At 65.3% G+C, this 18,443-nt stretch carries 15 protein-coding genes and 1 pseudogene; 10 read left to right on the top strand and 6 right to left on the bottom strand.

What is annotated here, in order from left to right; translation table 11 throughout:
* Window positions 1-33: 33 nt before the first annotated feature.
* Complete coding sequence (locus DM450_RS24775; RefSeq protein ID WP_013039775.1) at window positions 34-1,383, bottom strand: IS1380-like element ISSp1 family transposase; 1,350 nt, start codon at window positions 1,381-1,383, stop codon at window positions 34-36.
* A 201-nt stretch (window positions 1,384-1,584) separates the two neighbouring features.
* Between DM450_RS24775 and DM450_RS24770 the strand changes: the two genes are divergently transcribed.
* Both DM450_RS24770 and DM450_RS24765 read left to right on the top strand, forming a co-directional pair.
* Window positions 1,585-2,667 carry an IS630 family transposase gene (locus tag DM450_RS24770; RefSeq protein WP_142632508.1) on the top strand — a complete coding sequence of 361 codons (1,083 nt, stop codon included), beginning with the start codon at window positions 1,585-1,587 and terminating at the stop codon, window positions 2,665-2,667.
* Window position 2,668: 1 nt separating this feature from the next.
* Window positions 2,669-3,223, top strand: a complete 555-nt coding sequence (locus DM450_RS24765) for a hypothetical protein (protein ID WP_142640029.1) — start codon at window positions 2,669-2,671, stop codon at window positions 3,221-3,223.
* On the opposite strand, the gene DM450_RS24760 is transcribed toward DM450_RS24765, so the two are convergent.
* The 5 genes and pseudogenes from DM450_RS24760 to DM450_RS24735 form a co-directional block, all read right to left on the bottom strand.
* A complete protein-coding gene (locus tag DM450_RS24760) occupies window positions 3,224-3,430 on the bottom strand; it encodes a hypothetical protein (protein WP_133085199.1) in 207 nt (68 codons plus the stop codon).
* A 530-nt stretch (window positions 3,431-3,960) separates the two neighbouring features.
* Entirely contained in the window at window positions 3,961-4,689 is a 729-nt protein-coding gene (gene istB, locus DM450_RS24750; protein WP_013831348.1) for an IS21-like element ISSsp4 family helper ATPase IstB, read from the bottom strand.
* Window positions 4,676-6,190, bottom strand: a complete 1,515-nt coding sequence (gene istA / locus DM450_RS24745) for an IS21 family transposase (protein ID WP_142632652.1) — start codon at window positions 6,188-6,190, stop codon at window positions 4,676-4,678. Before istA ends, istB begins: the two co-directional genes overlap by 14 nt.
* A gap of 76 nt (window positions 6,191-6,266) precedes the next feature.
* Window positions 6,267-7,019 carry a serine hydrolase gene (locus tag DM450_RS24740; RefSeq protein ID WP_185928877.1) on the bottom strand — a complete coding sequence of 251 codons (753 nt, stop codon included), beginning with the start codon at window positions 7,017-7,019 and terminating at the stop codon, window positions 6,267-6,269.
* A gap of 767 nt (window positions 7,020-7,786) precedes the next feature.
* Window positions 7,787-7,942, bottom strand: a pseudogene (locus DM450_RS24735) (Tn3 family transposase); the annotation flags it as partial.
* Between the two features lie 797 nt (window positions 7,943-8,739).
* On the opposite strand from DM450_RS24735, the gene DM450_RS24725 reads away from it, so the two are divergent.
* The 8 genes from DM450_RS24725 (at window position 8,740) to DM450_RS24690 (ending at window position 18,423) form a co-directional block, all read left to right on the top strand.
* Entirely contained in the window at window positions 8,740-8,997 is a 258-nt protein-coding gene (locus tag DM450_RS24725) for an EF-hand domain-containing protein (protein WP_133085133.1), read from the top strand.
* Window positions 8,998-9,116: 119 nt separating this feature from the next.
* Complete coding sequence (locus DM450_RS24720; protein ID WP_133085132.1) at window positions 9,117-9,839, top strand: response regulator; 723 nt, start codon at window positions 9,117-9,119, stop codon at window positions 9,837-9,839.
* A gap of 2 nt (window positions 9,840-9,841) precedes the next feature.
* Entirely contained in the window at window positions 9,842-11,188 is a 1,347-nt protein-coding gene (locus tag DM450_RS24715) for an ATP-binding protein (protein ID WP_133085131.1), read from the top strand.
* Window positions 11,189-11,292: 104 nt separating this feature from the next.
* Window positions 11,293-11,844: an RcnB family protein gene (locus DM450_RS24710; RefSeq protein ID WP_133085130.1), complete on the top strand. Its 552-nt coding sequence runs from the start codon at window positions 11,293-11,295 to the stop codon at window positions 11,842-11,844.
* 124 nt (window positions 11,845-11,968) lie between these two features.
* Window positions 11,969-12,742 carry a hypothetical protein gene (locus DM450_RS24705; RefSeq protein WP_133085129.1) on the top strand — a complete coding sequence of 258 codons (774 nt, stop codon included), beginning with the start codon at window positions 11,969-11,971 and terminating at the stop codon, window positions 12,740-12,742.
* A 121-nt stretch (window positions 12,743-12,863) separates the two neighbouring features.
* Entirely contained in the window at window positions 12,864-13,955 is a 1,092-nt protein-coding gene (locus DM450_RS24700; protein ID WP_159832413.1) for an efflux RND transporter periplasmic adaptor subunit, read from the top strand.
* Window positions 13,952-17,065, top strand: a complete 3,114-nt coding sequence (locus DM450_RS24695; RefSeq protein WP_133085127.1) for an efflux RND transporter permease subunit — start codon at window positions 13,952-13,954, stop codon at window positions 17,063-17,065. Before DM450_RS24700 ends, DM450_RS24695 begins: the two co-directional genes overlap by 4 nt.
* Window positions 17,062-18,423, top strand: coding sequence for a TolC family outer membrane protein (locus DM450_RS24690; protein ID WP_133085126.1), 1,362 nt, complete (start codon window positions 17,062-17,064; stop codon window positions 18,421-18,423). Before DM450_RS24695 ends, DM450_RS24690 begins: the two co-directional genes overlap by 4 nt.
* Window positions 18,424-18,443: the final 20 nt, after the last annotated feature.

Genomic DNA, 18,443 nt, shown 5'->3' with positions numbered 1-18,443 from the left:
TGGGCTCGGAGTTCTGCGGCGCTGCCGCATGGGCTACGTCGGCGCAGGCTTCAGCCGGAGAACGAGGGCGCGGAACAGGTCGGCATCCGGACAGGCGGAAGCGAAGGCAATGCGGATGCGGCTAGCACTTTCTACGACGCGCGCAGCGACCTTGAGCAGCCGCAGGCGCAAGGTGGTAAACTCCGCGCTTGCCAGAGCAGCGGTCCTGGGCATCGCCTGCTGGATGCGCCATAGCAGCCAGTATGCGGCAGTGTGCAGTATCAGGCGCATCTGATTGGCATTGGCCGAGCGGCACGAGGTTCGGTCGCTGGCGAGCTGGGACTTGTGGCGCTTGATCAGGTTCTCGGCCTGACCACGCGCGCAGTAGAGCGTGTCGTAGATGTGCTCGGCCGATCCTGTTGCCAACGAGGTGACGACATAGCGGATGTCCATGCCCAGCGTGCTGGCCTCGATCCGTGCAACGACGCGACGCTGGCACTTCCAGGTCTTTGCCCCATAGCGGGTCTCGGCATAGTTGCGCAGGACGGGACACTGACGCTGGGCGCGCTTGACCGCGCAGGCATCGGCGACCGCAACAATGGCGGGATCGGCGCGCAGCGCTGAATTGGTGGGCAGGCCGAACACGTAATCGACGCGGGCCGCATCGCAGTAGGCCATGACCTCGGGTCGACCATAGTGCCCGTCGCCGCGGATAGTGATGTGGGTATCGGGCCAATTACGGCGCAGGTGACGCACCAGGCGTCGGATGTGCCCCGCCGCCTCCTTTCCAGAAGGCGTCTTGCCTGTGCGCAGCAGCATGGCCACCGGCCTGCCGGTCGCGGTGTCGTAGATATGGATCGGTAGGAAGCAGCGCTCCCCATGATGCCCGTTCCAGAACGAGAGCTGTTGATAGCCATGCACGACGTCGCACGTGTCGTCGATATCCAGCGTGACCGCTGTCGGAGGGGCGGGATAGCTGGCGCAGTAGATGTCGATCATCGCGGCCATCATGCTGGCCAGTTCGCGCGTAGTCGGTGCATTTTCCCACCGGCTCATCGTCGGTTGGCTGGCCAGCCCCGCGCCCGATTCCGGCAGCTTGCCGAGCGCCAGGCGGAAGCCTGGATCGTCGCGCAGAGCATCGAGATCATCGGCATCCTCATAGCCGCACGCAATCGCGAACACACGGGCACGCAGAATGTCATCCAGGCGATGGATCACCCGCGCTGGATCGCGCGGATCGGCAATACAAGCCGCCAGGCGCTGGCAAATCCCCATCGCGCGCTCGGCCTGTGCAAGCAGTAGAACACCGCCATCCGAGGTAAGCCGGCCACCGTCGAACGCAGCTGTGATTTTCTTGCGGCCGACTGCTGGGAATCCAAATGAGCTTGCGATATCATCGTTCATGGCGGGTGTGGCCCGTGGCATTTTCTGCCCTGCGGCAGGTTCGGCTTAGACACCCAGTTCCTAATTCAGATCAGAGGCTTACGCCACTCCCGCCAACCCTTCAGGACACTTTTGGTGAATAAGGCGGGCTAGTGGATTGACCGGAACGAAAGAGTCCAGTTGGGGATTCCCACTGGCTTGCTGGCGTGTCAGTCTCGGAGGATGCGTGATGGGATCAGCTTCATCGTTTCGGCCTCCGACCGTCAACGCCTGCACGACATCGTGTCGGCGCCCTTGAGTCCACAGAAACATGTCTGGCGCGCCCGTATCGTTCTTTTGAGCAGCGACGGCCTGGGCACCTCGGCGATTATGACGGCAACAGGAAAGTCGAAGACCTGCGTGTGGCGCTGGCAGGAGCGTTTCATGCACGAAGGCGTCGATGGCCTGCTCCGCGACAAGTCCCGTCCGCCCGGCAAGGCGCCGGTATTGCCCAAGCGCGTGGCCGAAATTGTCCGGCTTACGCAGGAACCGCCGCCGCATGAGGCAACCCACTGGACGGCGCGCGCGATGGCCAAAGCGGTCGGGCTTGCCGTTTCGACAGTGCAGTCGATCTGGAAGGCGCATGGGCTTGCTCCGCATCGCTGGCGCAGCTTCAAGCTGTCGAACGATCCGGCTTTCGCCGAAAAGCTCACCGAGATCGTCGGCCTCTATGTCGATCCCCCCGCCCATGCGGTGGTCCTGTCGATCGACGAGAAATCGCAGATACAGGCGCTCGACCGCACCCAGCCCGGTCTGCCGATGAAGAAGGGCCGCGCCGGCACCCTGACCCATGACTACAAGCGCCACGGCACGACCACGCTGTTCGCTGCGCTCAATGTGCTCGACGGAACCGTGATAGGGCAGAACATGCAGCGCCACCGCCACCAGGAGTTCATCCGCTTCCTCAATCGGATCGAGCGTGAAGTACCCAAGGGCAAGGCGATCCACGTGATCCTCGACAACTATGCCGCACACAAGAAGGACAAGGTCCAGGAGTGGCTCGCCCGCCATCCGCGCTGGACTTTCCACTTCACGCCGACATCTTCCTCATGGCTCAATGCCGTCGAGGGCTTCTTCGCAAAGCTGACCAGGCGGCGCCTTAAGCACGGCGTCTTCCACTCCGTCGTCGACCTCCAGGCTGCCATCAACCGGTTCATCCGGGAGTACAACGCCGACAACCCCAAGCCCTTCATCTGGAAGGCCAATCCGGACGAAATCATCGCGGCTCGAAATCGAGGGTTCCAAACGTTGGAGTCAATCCACTAGGATGCGGCAGCTTCAAGAGCTGGCCGAGCAACTTACTAATGACATCAGCTATGCTGAAAGTCATAATATGCAATTCAGTGAGAATTTGAGCCAGGAACTTGCTGAGTGGTATCGGCAGGAAGCGAACCGTATGCCCCCTGGCATTGCTCCTGAACTTCATCAGACAACCTTTACAGCGCAGGAACGCCAGGTCCGGGATGCAATGATTTCCAAGTTCCTTGATGAGCGGAGCCAGGCGATATGGGAAATGGTTGGTCCGGAGATGGAGGCATCCCGATTGAATGATATCAATCCTTCTGCAGTCAACCCGGATGATGCGGATGTTCGCGCACGCTACCATCCGCAAGGTGTTGGAGGTGTAACGCCCCTATCCGGCCCTGCGGGGCCGGGGGATGTTGCCGCTAAGGTTGAAGGCGGAAAGCAAGAATTGGAGGCCATTGGAGAAGCCAAACGGGTGATGAGAGCTGGCTATGTCAGTAAGGGGGCGGCCGTCCAAAGCGCCGTGAATCAAGATTTGGACAAAGGCTTCTTTAACGACCCGAAACTGAGGGAATAGCTATATGAAGAGCCACCCGAGGACAAAAAAACCAACCATGAGGCCATATGCAATTACATATCCAATCTGGCCACCAAGAGTTTCGTTGCCATCCTCATCCGTGTAAGGCGTGATCACACGATCAAAGCTGTTCAGTTCATAAGTGACTAACGGCCCCTGCTCCCGGTCCGAGGTGGCAACGTACACGTTCCAATCAATCTTACTCATGGCTTGGACCTCCAAACCATGAATCGCATAAAGGTGTGAAATTGGCAACCTCGAGGGATGAAGCCGCCTCCGCAGAAGTGTTCAATGATCGGATAAGCTACTGCACGTTGGGGTTTTCGTGGCTAATTGTATCGGCGCTAGGGCTATTACCCATAGCAGAAGCCTCTTTGCATCGCTCGCCTTCGATCACATCATCGGTCGTCATCGCCTTTTTTGTCGCAGTGGGCAGCGGTGCTATCTTGCGACGCAGGTACACATGGGTTGGGGTGGCGCTGCACATCTACAGCCAGATAGCGATCTGGCTTTCCCTCTTTTGCGTGTCAACCGGCGCGCAAAACTGACCCCCTATCGGCGCCCAATATTGACCCCACCTTTCGGTAGTCTGGCGGTTATCCCGGTAGTCGATAGGAGGGGCCCACGGACGACGACGCGCACCGTCAGGTGTGCTGGCGGCGGCGTCCGTGGGAGGTCCCTGTTGACCCACCGGGTTAACCGCCGGGGATGGGGGTCCGGGGGAAGGGGTTTTCGGCTCAGTTCCGGTTTTTGAACCGCCAGCTGTCATTGCCCGTCTCGATGATGTCGCAGTGGTGCGTGATGCGATCGAGAAGAGCGGTGGTCATCTTGGGGTCGTGGAAGACGCTCGGCCATTCGCCGAAGGCGAGATTGGTCGTGATAATGACCGAGGTCTTTTCGTAGAGCTTGCTGATCAGGTGGAAGAGCATCTGGCCACCGGACCGGGCGAACGGCAGGTAGCCGAGCTCGTCAAGCACCACGAGATCAAGCCGCGAGAGTTGGGTGGCAAGGCTGCCGGCCTTGCCCAGGCGAGCCTCTTCCTCAAGCCGGTTCACCAGATCGACCGTATTGAAGTATCGGCCTCTGGCACCGGCGCGCACCACTGCGGCGGTGATGGCGAGAGCCAGATGAGTCTTGCCCGTGCCTGTTCCGCCGATCAGCACGATATTGCGCCGTTCCGGCAGGAACGAGCCCGTATGAAGCGAGCGGATCAGTCCTTCGTTGATCGGCGTGCCATCGAACATGAACCCATCCAGGTCCTTGATCGCCGGAAGCTTGGCTGCGGTCATGCGATAACGGATCGATGCCGCATCCCGGTGCGCCGTCTCCGCACGCAACAGGTCGCCCAACATCTCCATGACCGTTCTGTCTCGGCGGATGCCGTTGGTGACGGCATCATCGAAGGCCGCCACCATGCCCTTGAGCCCCAGCCCCTTGAGGGCGGCCATGATCTCATGCCGCTGCATCGAGGTCTCGCACGGTATCGTAGCGGCCGCAGTTCGCCTCTGGCGGATGCTTGAGCTTCAGGTTGACGACGACGTCCATAGCCTGGGCATCATGAGGCTCGCGGCGACGGGACAGGATGTTGAGGATGATCTCGTCGCTGATAGTACCGGCGCTGAGTGCCTCGCGCACTGCGGCCTCGACAGCCTCCAGGCCATCTTCGGGGACAGCGGCGAGGACGCGTACAAAGCGCCGGTCGGCATCGTCGCCCTTGCCCAACTTACGCCGCAATTGGGCCAGTGCAGGTGGGAGAGCCCAGTCCTGGAAGGGAGCACCATTGCGCAACGCACCGGGCTTGCGGGCGAGGATGGGCAGGTAGTGCCATGGATCGAAGATTGTCTGGTTCCGGCCGAAGACCCGTTCGTGTTCGGCCACGACAGCGCCGTCGCAGCGGATCACGATGCGCGTTGCATAGGCCCGCACCTGCACAGCCTGATGGGCCGCCTTTGCCATCACCGAGTACCGATTGCGATCGAAGCTCACGAGGCACGTCGAACTGGCTACGTGTTCGCTCTCGAAGAACCCGTCGAAGGGAACCGGTAGCGGTTGCAGCATCGGCCGCTCCACCTCCAGCGCCTGCGCGATCGTCATGCCTTCCTGGTCAGGATGCTGGTTGCGTTCCGCCCAGCGCCGGCACTCGGCTTCCAGCCAGATGTTCAGTTCCTCGAGGCTGGCAAAGCGCAGGCGCGGCTTGAACAGGCGCTCCCTACTGGTCTGAACCTGGTTCTCGACCTGACCCTTCTCCCACCCTGCGGCAGGACTACAGGCCACCGGCTCAACGCGATAGTGGTCCGTCATGATCAGAAACCGCCGGTTGAACAGGCGTTCCTTGCCGGTGAACACCGTCGTCACCGCCGTCTTCATATTGTCGTAGATGCCGCGCGTCGGAATCCCACCGAAGAAGGCAAAGGCGCGGGCATGTGCGTCGAACACCATCTCTTGCGTCTCGCGAGGATAGGCACGGACAAATGGTGCCCGTGACCAGCAAAACCGCATATGCGCGACCTTCACGCGCATTGGCTTGCCGGCGATCTCGACGTCCTCATGGCTCCAGTCGAACTGGTAAGCCTCGCCGGGCCGGTACATCAACGGGATGAACGCCTTGGTCATATCGCCGGCGTCAACGCGACGCTCACGCTTCCAGCGTGCAGCATAGCGCCGCACAGCGTCATAAGAGCCGCCAAACCCTTCGCGCTGAAGCAGATCATGGATCCGCGTCATGCGAAGCCGGTCACGCCGGGGCAGCCCTTCGTTCTCTTCAAGCAGTTCTTCCAGGCGAGTGCTGAAAGGGCCGGTCTGCGGCCGATGCTGTTCCTTGCGCTCGTAACTGGCATCCGCGTTCGGCGCCCGGATCGCCTTGCGCACCGTGTTGCGCGACAGCCGCAAATCCCGCGCTATCGCCTTGATCGGCTTACCGTCCCGGTGCTCCCGACGGATCCTCGTAATCGTCTCCACAACCAACATCCCTGTACCCGCCGTCCGGAACCGAAACGGCGGCGCTTCTCACAATGAGATGAAGGGGGTCAATTTTAGACGCCGATCACCCCGCTAAGGGGGTCAATTTTGCACGCCGCTCCACAACATAGGCGTCGAACGCCGCACGGCGCCGCGCGAGCGGAACCTGAGCTCGGGCGCGAAAGAATGCGTCGCCGAGAGAGTATTCCTGGTGCCAGGTCAGGCCGGCGATGCGGCTCTGCATCAGTCGCTCGCCCGGGCCGAACCGAACACCGGCTATGTTGTTGGCATCAATGAACGCTCGCACCGACCCGGGCCCGCCGATTGCCCGCAATATGAAGTCATTACAGGTGTTGTCGCTCTGCTGCAGTGCACGGCTCATAAGGGCACCAAGAGTGGTGCGGTATCGCCCGGCGGTGCGGATCTCATTCGCTATAGGCTGATGAAAGAGGGTCAGGTCTGATGGTGTCAGCACAACGGGCGTGTCCAGCTTTATTCTGCCACGGTCAGCTGCGTCGAGTGCAGCAAGCGCTACCCAAAACTTGCTCACGCTCTGCTGCGGAAAGAAGGTGCGACCGTCAAATTCGGCGACTGCGCCCGTCTGCACGTCCTCGACCGCAATGCCGATGTCACCGTCAAAGCCTTGTCCCAGAGCGGTGATCTGTTGTCCCAGCGCAGCCGATGCATCGGAACTGAGAAGCGGCGGCTGCGCGTATGTCCTATCGACTTTCGCGGCGCCCCGGGAGCAGGCCGTCTGGGCCACCACCAAACTGGCTCCCACTACCAACAGGAGAGCCTGCTTTCCAGTCCGCATAGCGGGCAGGTTTCCGTTCTTCAAGCATTCCCCCTCTGAAATCGGTGTCTTGAGTGGCCTGTCTGAAGGGCGCGAAAACGTCATGTAATTCCTTGGAAAAAATCGACAGACGGGACGCCATCCGGGACACGTTGAAGCCGTTTGCGATAAAGCTGCCGCGGCCCCTCTACGCAGCATCCCTATTGGCAGTACCGATTATGAATTTTGTGTGGAGGCGCTATGCACAGCGCACCGGCCCGCCGATATTTACAAGGACGGCGGCCAAATTCACCCTCTATAACGCGGCAATCCCTAGCCCGGGACGCGCGGCCGTAAGTGCGATCCGCCGGTAGATCCCGGTCACACCCTGGCGCGTGCAGGGCGTAGTGCCGATGGTGAAGGTAATACGCAGGAGCGCCCCGTTTTCATCGGTCTCACCCCAGAGGGCATCGGCGATTTCCTTGGCACGCTCGCAGCGGCGATCGACCCCGCCCCTGCGAAACAATACCCTTCACTGATCGCGCTTACCAAGCGCCAGACGGCGATCCGCCGCATGGTGTCAGCCGACATCAGGCCGAGGCGCGGCAGGTTGATGAATTCCTCGATTGCGCGGATCGTCTCGTACCATCTCGAGAAGGCCGATTGCTGATCGGATTTCGCCAGCGCCGCGTGCAACCCGGCGCTGTGCTGGCTGATCTGTTCCCGGATCAACGCGCGCGCGTCGTCGCCGACAAGACGATCGACTGACTTCTATGCAGTCATCGCCCCGCCCCCGACATGGGGTCGGTTCCGGCTGAGGGCGGACTGACACCCTAAGCACTGGCGTCCTTGGGCCAAAGGTACTCGCCGGTGAGCAGGGTGTGTGCCCATCCGAGCGGCGAAATGTGAGCGAGAAGGTGGGCGGGCGTATCGAGTCCTTTCCGGCGTCGGACGTCGACGGCATCGCCAAGGTGCAAGGTGTTCCAGTAACCGCCTGACTGCAGAGTTCGTCGCTGCTGGATTGATCCGACTCATTCGAAGGTGAGCGCTACTTCGCCAATCGCCCCTATCACGTCGTGCAGACGCCTGAAGAAGACACCGGTCAAGCCGGCTACATCTTTACAACGCAGGTCGCCTACCGACCAACGTTAGTCGTTCGCGGGCCCAGAAAGGCCGATGATGCCGAAAGCTGCCGGTCATTTGCGTGACCTCATGTTCAGATTCCAGCTCGTTCCTTGATAGCTCGGCGAACGCTGCAATCCTGCGATCTCGGGTTTGCTACCGGCTACATTGACGATGCTGGGGATCAACGTTTAATGGTAGCGATCTCGCGTGGCCTTCTCGAGGATGGGGTCAAGGAGTGATACCGAGCGCGGGCAGCACCAGCACGTCGATCATCCCGACATGCTTGGTGCCAGTTCCGCCAGCGTCAGGTCGCCACGGATCGCCTCGACCGCCACCTTCGCCTTGAAATCCGCGCTGTAGCGCTTCCTCGTCGTGGTCATTCACGTACCAATCCTTCAGGTCGGGAGTAGCATAACACCCTGCCCAGAAAACCGGGACCACCTCACTCAGCGGGTGGCAGATCAATGGGCCGCCTTCCTTGAATACAGCTTGAGCGAACTTCCGTCGGTCTGGTGCGAAATTTTTCGCAAAGATCGCGAAACACGCCTTCAACGCCCGGCTGCACAAACTGTTACAAGGACGAACATTCGTGCCCAATGCGCAGTGAACCGCGCGGCTATTGGATACTCAGCTCGATTACGGGCTCATCTGGAGTGACACGATGAAACTGAAACTGACATTGCTGATACTGGGAGCGAGCCTGCCGTTCGCCGCCGCCCATGCGCAGGACCCCGCTGCAGCCGACAAGGCTCGCGACGCCTTCATGAAGGTCGACACCAACTCCGACGGCGCCCTCGACCTCGCGGAATGGAAGGCCGCCGGACGACGCGAGCGGGGCTTCACGATGATCGACGCCAACAAGGACGGCAAGGTCACGCCCGAGGAACTGCGCGCCGCCATGGCCAAGTACGGCAAATAAGCCCACGTGCCACCCGCCACCGAGATGCAGAGCATGATCCGGTTGAACCGACCGGATCATGCTCTAGCATGAAGGACTTACGACGCCGGCTCGGCTGAACTCCACAAGGTCAGGACCCCATGGAATCCGAAGGAACGATCGCCATCATCGAGGACGACGTCGCCATTCGCGACCTGGTCGCCGAAGTCCTCAGGGCCAACGGCTTCGTGGTGGAAGGCTATGGCGATGCCGCCGCCTTCTTCCGCCAGGCGGACGTGCCCTCGCTCGACTGCCTGATCCTCGACCTGATGCTGCCGGGCGAAAGCGGGCTTTCGATCTGCCAGACGCTGCGCGTCAAGGTTCCGCAGTTGCCGATCCTGATGGTCACTGCCAAGGGCGACGACATCGACCGCATCATCGGCCTCGAATGCGGTGCCGACGATTACCTGCCCAAGCCTTTCAACTCGCGCGAACTGCTGGCGCGCTTGCGCGCGATCCTGCGCCGGACCAAGGCGCCCGGGCAGGCGGTCGAGAGCCCCGGGGCGGAGCTCTATCGCTTCGCCGGCTGGACTCTCGCCGTGGATTCGCGCGACCTGATCGACCCGGACGGTCGCCCCGTCACGCTCAGCACAGGCGAGTTCGACCTGCTCCATGCGCTCGTGATGCATCCCCGCCGCGTGCTGAGCCGCGACCTGCTGCTCGACATGACGCGCGGTCGCATGGCGACACCCTACGACCGGGCGATCGACGTGCAGCTCAGCCGGTTGCGCCGCAAGTTGGGTGACGATCCGCGCGAACCCGTGATGATCCGCACCGTGCGTGGCGACGGCTATCTGTTCGCGCCCAGCGTGCTGAAGATCTGACGATGCGCTGGCTGCGTCCGGTCGACGGCCTGCGGGTACGGGTGGGCCTGATCGTCCTCGTCCACCTGATCGTAGTCGGCCTGACGATCACGATCATTTCCAGCAAGCAGAACCAGCCGGACGCCGAGCTGTTCCGTCTGGTGCCGGCCGAAGACGCCCGGGCCATCGCTCTCGCCGTCGAAGCGACCCCGCCTGCCGCGCGCGAAGCGGTGCTGCGCGGGCTGAGCGTGAACACCACGCTGGTCATGCTGGGTGACGGCCTGCCGCGCGGGGACAACACCCACCCCGATCTGCGGGAAGCCAATGCCGCCTATCGCGCGGCCCTGCAGGGGCGCCCGTTCCACGTCGACTTTCCGCCCGATGCGCGGCTGACCGACCTGGGCCGGGGCCGCCAGTACTCCGCGAGCCCGATCCGCTTGCGTGTGCGCTTGAACGACGGCACCGTCCTTATCATCGAGCGCACCACGCCGCCAGCGATCGCCGGCTTCGTGATGAGCCTTAACGCCATCCTGATCGGCGTCTCGGCGGCGAGCGTGCTTGTCGTCGTCCTGATCGCGGGGCTGACCACGCGCCCGCTCTCCCGCCTGGCCCGCGCGCTCCAGAACGACGAGGCCAGCCTGTCCGCCCCGGACCTTCCGGTGACCGGCGCGCACGAAATCCAGCAACTCTCGATCGCCTTTAACGACATGCGCCGCCGCCTGCGCGACTTGGTGGAAGAACGGACCGGCTTCCTCGCGGCGGTCGCGCATGATTATCGCACCTATCTCACCCGGTTGGAGCTTCGCGCCGACTACATCGGCGACCCGCGCCAGCGCGCGCTGGCGATGGCCGACCTCGGCGAGATGAGCGCCCTGCTCGACGATACCCTGACGTTCGCACGCGTTTCCGCGACCCCGCCGCGCCCGGTCCACGAGACGACCGACATCGCCGCCATGATCGGCTCGGTTCTGGAAGCACGCGCGCTCCAGGGCGAGGACGTCACCGCCACGTCGCCGCCGCCGACCGGTCTTGCCGTGCGCATCGACCCGCTGGCGATGCAGCGCATCCTCGCGAACCTCGTCGACAATGCGGTGCGGTATGGCGGGCAGGCCCGCCTGTCCGTCCGCGAACGCCAGGGCCGCATCGAGATCCGCGTGGACGACGATGGACCGGGCGTGCCCGAAGCGGACCTCAAGGACCTGACCCGCCCGTTCCACCGGCTCGACCATTCGCGCGCGCGCCACACCGGCGGGGCCGGGCTCGGGCTTGCGATCGTCGATGCGCTCGCCCAGCAGAATGGCGGGACGCTGACGCTCGGCAATCGCGACGGGGGCGGCTTCAGCGCCTCGGTGGACTTGCCCGCCGCCTGACCGGCGCCCGGAGACGGCGGGCGTTACACGGTGTTACCATCCGCAGATCACCTTGTTGCGCAGCGACGGCAATCTTCTCCAGGTAGCCAACCGGAGAAGTCCCGATGCCAAGATCGTCCTGGTCCATTGCCATGAAGCACGCGGCGTTGCGGGCAGGCAGCCTCGCCGTCCTGACAGTGTCGATGCTGGCCCTCTCGCCCGCCACCGCCGATGACCATCGCCCGCCGCCGCACGGCCACACCCCGCCGCCGGGGCACGGTCATCCGCCGCCGCCCGGGCATGGCCATCCGCCGCCGGTATACGTCCGCCCGCCGGTGACCGTGGTGCGGCCCGCTCCACCGGTGCGCTGGTATCCGGGCAATCCCGGCTGGTGGCACGGGCATCCCGATTTCGTCGGCTATGTCGGTGTCCGGCGCGGATACTATTTCGCGCCCGGCTATGGCTATTACCCCGTCGCCAGCGCCTATTATGGCCGCGTCTGGGTCGTGGGAGCCGTCCTGCCGGTGGAACTGCGGCGCTATTACGTCGTCAACCCGGCCTATTACGGACTGGCCGTGGCGCCCGCAGGACACGCCTGGATCTACGCTAACGGCAGCATCGTGCTGGCATCGCGCACCACCGGCGTGATCGTGCGAACCGTTCCGCGAGTCTGGTAGACCTGTTCGGTTTCGGCGCGCCTTCCACCCCCCGCCCCCGCCTCGGGCGCGCCGGTGCGGCGCGGCAGCCTTCCCCCAGGGCATGTCGCGCCGCACACCCCCCTCTTCACAATGGTGTCACCTCATGAAGCATGTCGTTTCCGCGGCCATCCTGACGCTGGCCGCAAACCCCGCCCTCGCGGCCTCGCCGCCGAGCCTCTATCCGGTAAGCGTAGGCCACGAGACCGCCCGCTTCACGCGCGGCGTGCCGACCGTAGACCTGCAGACCCCCGACGGCGCGGTCCAGATAACCCCGCGCCCCATCGAGAACGGCGCCCTCGTCTTCGACATCGCGGTCTACAACCGGGGCAACGCTCCCGCCAATATCGGCGTCGAGAACGTCAGCGTCTCGCTCGGATACCAGCCGATCGCCGTGCAGAGCCGCGATGCGCTGGCCGAGGCTGCCGAAAGCAAGGCTCGCCGCGCCCGGATCGGCACCGTGCTCGTCGCAGGCACGCTGGCTGCGGTCTCTGCCTCGTCGAGCGGCGAGCGCTACGCCTATCACGGCCATGTCGCGACCCCGCGCGGCGTGGTCTCGCGCACCATCGTGTGGGAGGACAACAGCGCCGGGCAGGCGGGCGCGGCGATGGCGATCTCCGGCGGCGCAATGGCCATGGGCTCGATCCAGCAGCGGCTCGACTACACGATGCAGCAGATCGACGGACAGATCCTGCAGACCACCACGGTCGACCCCGAGGCCAGCTTCGGCGGCCGGATCGTGACCGCCGCCCTGCCGCGCTCCGCAGCAGGGCAAGACGTGCGCGTCACGGTGCGCTGGAACGGCCGCGACTATCCTTTCGCATTCCGCCTGCTCGCCCCCGGCGAGGTGCCGCCGCCGTTCGAGCACGCCGGGAGGTAGCGGCTCCGGGGCGTTACAAGCTGTTACAAGGCACTCATCGCCTTGTTGCCCGCCCTCGCCATTTGCCCCGCCTCACATGGCAATTTCCCTGTCTTTACAGGGTTTCAAGCAAGGGATCACAATGGCGCGTCTTGCCCTGGTTGTGCCGCTGGCGGCGCTTCTGCTCTCCGCATGTCACGAGGCTCCCCCGGCCAAGGACGAACGGCGGGCGGTCTCCGTCCAGCAGCTCACCGCAAACTCCGGCCAAAGCGCGATCACGTATGCCGGTGAGATCCGTTCCGCCTTCGAGAGCCAGCTGGGCTTCCAGGTGGCCGGACGGATCGTCGAGCGCGCGGTCAGCGCCGGTGACAGCGTGCGCGCCGGACAGGTGCTGTTCCGCCTCGATGGCAGCGACTATGCCCGCGCGCTCGACAGCGCGGCCGCGCAGACCGGCGCGGCCCAGTCGGCGGCGGCGACGCAACGCGCCGATCTCGCCCGCTCGCGCGACCTGCTCGCCCAGGGCTTCATCTCGCAGGCCGAGTTCGACCAGCAGAAGGCCGCCACCGATCAGGCACAGGCGCAGCTACGCGCCGCCGGTGCCCAGCGCGGCACCGCCGCCGCGCAAGTCGGCCGCACCGTCCTGACCGCGCCGCGTGGCGGCGTGATCACGCAAGTGGAGGGCGAGGTGGGACAGGTCGTGGGTGCCGGACAGGCGGTGCTGACGTTCGCCGATCCCTCGCGTCCCGAAGTCGCCGTCTCGCTTTCCGAGGGCGGGCTCGGCCCGGTCCAGCGCGCGAAGCGGCTCAGCGTCACCCTGTGGAGCGATCCCTCGCGCAAGTACGCGGTGAAGCTGCGCAGCATCGCGGGCGCCGCCGATCCCGCGACCCGCACTTTCGCCGCGCGCTTCTCCATCATCGCCCCCGGCGAGACGCTGCGGATGGGCGAAACCGCCGAACTGCGCATCGAGGACGAGCGTGTGGCAAGCGGCATCCTCGTGCCCCTCACCGCGATCGCCCAAGGCCACGACGCCCAAGGCTACGACAAGGCGCAGGCCTGGGTCGTCGACCGGCGCACGATGACGGTCCAACCCCGCACAGTGAAGGTGGGACAGGCGAGCGGCGACAAGCTGACGGTCCTCTCCGGCCTGCGCCCGGGCGAGACGATCGTCACCGCCGGCATCCACCTGCTGCGTGCCGGCGAGAAGGTCCGCATAGCCGAGGTGCCTGCCTCGTGACCGGCTTCAACCTCTCGCGCTGGGCGCTCGGCCACCAGCAACTCGTCGGTTTCCTGCTCGCCGTCGCCTCGGTGGCGGGGCTGCTCTCGTACCTTTCGCTCGGGCGCAAGGAAGACCCGGAGTTCACCGTCAAGACCATGATGATCACCGTCGGCTGGCCGGGCGCGACCGCCGACCAGATGGCCGAACAAGTCATCAAGCCGATCGAGACGGTGCTGACCGAGAACATCCCCGACATCGACTACGTCAAGAGCAAGGCCCGTCCCGGACAGGCGACGCTCAACGTCACGCTGATCTCCACCGTCAAGGGCAGCGCGGTGCCGGATATCTGGTACACCGTGCGCAAGACCGTGACGGACCACCGCGCGGACCTGCCCGACGATGTCGTCGGCCCCGCGTTCAACGACGAGTTCGGGACGACTTACGGCAACATCTACGCGATCACCGGCCCCGGCTTCTCCTATCCCACGCTCAAGCGCTACGCCGAAACGCTGCGCGACCGCATCCAGGCCCTGCCCGACGTCGCCAAGACCGACATGATCGGCGAGCAGGACGAGGCGGTCTACGTCACCTACGACAGCGCGCGACTGGCGATGCTGGGCATCTCGTCGCAGGCCATCGCCGACGCGCTCGACGGCACCAACGCCGTCTCGGCCTCGGGCACGGTCGAGGCGGGCGCCGAGCGCGTGCGCCTGCAGGTGGCGGGCGCCTACGGCTCGCTGGAGGCGATCGCGGCGACGCCGATCTTCGCCAACGGCAAGAGCGTGCGCCTCGATGCGATCGCCAAAGTCGAGCGCACGACCAAGGACCCCGCCACCTTCAGGATGCGGTTCGGCGGCGAGGATGCGGTGGGCGTGGGCATCAGCCTGCGCGACGACGGCAATGTCGCGCGGCTGGGCAAGAACCTGAAGCAGACCGTGGCCTCGTACCAGGACGAACTGCCGGTCGGCGTCGAAATCCACACGGTGTCGGACCAGACGAAGGTCGTGGACGAATCCGTCGGCGAATTCACCCGCTCGCTGCTCGAGGCGGTGGTCATCGTGCTTGTCGTCAACTTCCTGTCGCTCGGCTGGCGGCCCGGCATCGTCGTCGCGCTGTGCATCCCGCTGGTGCTGGCGATGACCTTCGCCGGGATGAGCTGGATGGGCATCGACCTGCAACGCATTTCGCTGGGCGCGCTCATCATCGCACTGGGTCTGCTGGTGGACGATGCGATCATCGTGGTCGAGGCGGTCAGCACCCATCTGGAGGCGGGCTGGACCCGCACCCGCGCCGCGATCAGCGCCTACACCACCACCGCGATCCCGATGCTGGTCGGCACGCTGATTACCGTCGCGGGCTTCCTGCCGATCGCGATGTCGAAGGCGACGGCGAGCGAATACGTGATCTCGCTGTTCCAGGTCATCGCGCTGTCGCTGGTGCTGTCGTGGTTCGTCGCGGTGATCTTCACGCCGTTCCTCGCCTATCACCTGCTGCCCCAGCGTGCCGATGCGCGAGACGACGCGGGCGAGCCCGAGGAGCAGTACGAAGGCCGCTTCTACAGCTGGTTCCGCCGCGCGCTCGACCGCTGCCTCGATCGCCGCAAGACCGTCGTCGCCGCGGCCGCCGCACTGTTCGTGGGCTCCGTGTTCCTGTTCCAGTTCGGTGTGCCCCGCCAGTTCTTCCCGGCGTCCGACCGGCCCGAGCTGGTGGTCGACCTGCAGCTTTCCCAGAACGCCAGCTTCGCCCAGACGCAGGCCGTCGCCGCGCGCATGGAAAAGCTGCTGGCCAAGGATGAGCGCGTCACTTCGGTCACGAGTTACATCGGCGGCGGATCGCCGCGCTTCTACCTGCCGCTGAACGTCCAGACGCCCGACATCACGCTCGCCGAACTGGTCCTCCAGACGAAGGACGAGGAAGCCCGCGAGGAGGTGATCGCGCACGTGCAGGACCTGTTCGCCGCGCAGTTCCCCGAGGCGCGCGGGCGCGTCAGCAGGCTGGAGAACGGGCCTTCGGTGGGCCAGCCCGTGCAATACCGCCTCGCCGGGCCGGACCTCGATGCACTGGCGCCCTTTGCGCAGAAGCTGGAAGCGATCGTCCGCGCGGACAGCCATTCGCGCGACGTGAACAGCGACCTCGGCGAACCGCTCAAGGCGGTCCGCGTCGATCTCGACCAGGACAAGGTGCGTGCCCTCGGCCTCTCCACCGAGGCGGTGCAGAAGACCCTGCAGGCCGCGATCGCCGGGGCCGGCGTCACCACCTACCGCGACCGCGATCTGGCCCTCGATGTCGTCATGCGCCTCGACACGGCCGAGCGCACCGACCTCGGCCGCATCGCCAACCTGCCGATCGCCACGCAGAGCGGCCCGGTCGCCCTGTCGCAGCTGGGCCGGGTCACCGCGAGCAGCGAGCCCGCGCTGCTTTACCGGCGCAACCGGCAGGCGACGATCACCATCGCCGCCGACGTCGAGGGCGAGCAGGCCACCGACCTCACCAAGCGCCTCGAACCCCAGGTCGAGGCGCTGCGCCGGGACCTTCCCGCTGGCGCGTCGCTGGTGAACGGCGGCTCGCAGGAGCAGAGCAGCATCAACCAGCGCGCCACCATGGCCGCAGTGCCGGCCGCGATGATGGTGATCGTGGTCCTGCTGATGCTGCAACTCCAGAACGTCAAGCGGATGCTCGTGGTGCTGGCGACCGGACCGCTCGCGCTGATCGGCGTGGCGCTGATCATGGCGCTGTTCCGCATACCGTTCGGCTTCGTGGCGATGCTGGGCTCGCTGGCGCTGTTCGGCATGGTGCTGCGCAATTCGGTGATCCTGATCGCGCAGATCGACGCGCTGTCGGGCCACGGCCTCTCCATGCGCGAGGCCGTGCGCGAGGCGGCGGTCCATCGCCTGCGCCCGATCATGCTCACCGCGCTCGCCGCCATCCTCGCGATGATCCCGCTGACCCGCTCCACGTTCTGGGGGCCTATGGCCTGGGCGATCATGGGCGGGCTGATGGTCGCCACGATCCTTACCCTCGTGTTCCTCCCGGCGCTCTACGAACTCGTGTTCGACCGCGCGGGCAAGCGAGACACCACGCCGGAGACCCCGATGCACGACACCTCCCCCGAGGGCGCGAAGGCATGAGCCGCGTCCTGTTCCTCGCCACTGCCGCCATGCTTTCCTCGACGCCCGCCCATGCGACGGACCTTGTCGACGCCTGGCGCGCCGCAGCCCTGCACGACCCCGACCACCAGAGCGCCGAGGCCGAGCGCGATGCAGGGCAGGAAGCCGCCGTGCAGGCCCGCGCCCTCAAGCGACCGAGCGTGCAGGTCCAGGCCGGCTACCAGTACAACATGACCGAAACCAACGCCCAGCTGCCCGAAGACCTCACGCCGGTGTTCACCGGCCAGCGCAGCTCGGGACGCGCCTCGGTGGCGGTGCAGGCCGTCCAGCCGATCTACGACGCCGCCAAGGGTGCCCAGTCAACCCAGCTGCGCGAGAAGGCCGCGATCGCCGACGTCCAGTTCGAAGGCGAGCAGCAGGCGCTCATCCTGCGCGTGGCGGACGCCTACTTCTCGGTGCTTTCGGGCGAGGACAAGCTGACCTCCTACACCCGGCAGGTCGAGGCGGCGGAACAGCAGCGCAAGGGCGCGCAGGCCCGCTTCGACGCCGGACGCGCGCGGATCACCGACGTGCGCGAGGCGGAAGCCCAGCGCGACGCGGCGGAAGCGCAGCGGATCGGCGCCGAAGCGGAACTGGCCTATGCCCGCGCCGCCTTCTCCGAACTGACCGGCCTCGGCGCCGAGGGGCTCGAACGTCCCGCCGCCGACTTCGTCGCGCCGGTGCCGACCGGTTCGCTGCAGGACATCCAGGAACGCGCCGAGACCCGCGCGCCCGCCGTCAGGGCCGCCGAGCACAGCGCGCGCGCCGCCGGGGCGGAAATCGACCGCTACGGCCTGTCGGGCCGGCCGGTGATCGAGGGTGTCGCAGGCTACCAGGGACAATTCCGGATGGGCGGCGACGGCGGCAACGGCATCGTGCCCGACCGCATCCAGACCGCTTCCGCAGGCGTGCGCCTGACCGTCCCGCTCTATGCAGGCGGTGGCATCCAGTCGAAGGAACGCGAGGCGCAGGCGAACGCGACCAAGGCCTTGCGCGATCTCGACGCCGCGCGCCGCGATGCCCGCCTTCAGGCGCAGCAGGCGTGGCAGGCTGCCTCGACCGGCGCGCGCAGGGTCGCCGCGCTCAACACCGCGCTCAGGTCCGCCGACCTGCAGCAGAGCGCCGCTGCGACCGGGCGCGACGTCGGCATCCGCACCCAGAACGACGTGCTCAACGCACAGAGCCAGAGCTTCGCCACCGACCGCGACCGCGCGCAGGCCGTCTACGACTATATCCTGGCCCGGCTGAAGCTGGCAGCGTCCACCGGCGATCTGGGATTCGAGGAACTCGACGAGGCCGATCGCCTTATGACTTCGATCCGGCCAGAAACGCGGCCGTGACCGACCCGATTGCCTGACCG

This window comes from Sphingomonas sp. IC081 (genome assembly GCF_006874585.1).
Lineage (GTDB): Bacteria > Pseudomonadota > Alphaproteobacteria > Sphingomonadales > Sphingomonadaceae > Novosphingobium.
The sequence above is the reverse complement of the archived record's forward strand: the minus strand, read 5'-3'. Positions and strand labels throughout refer to the sequence as shown.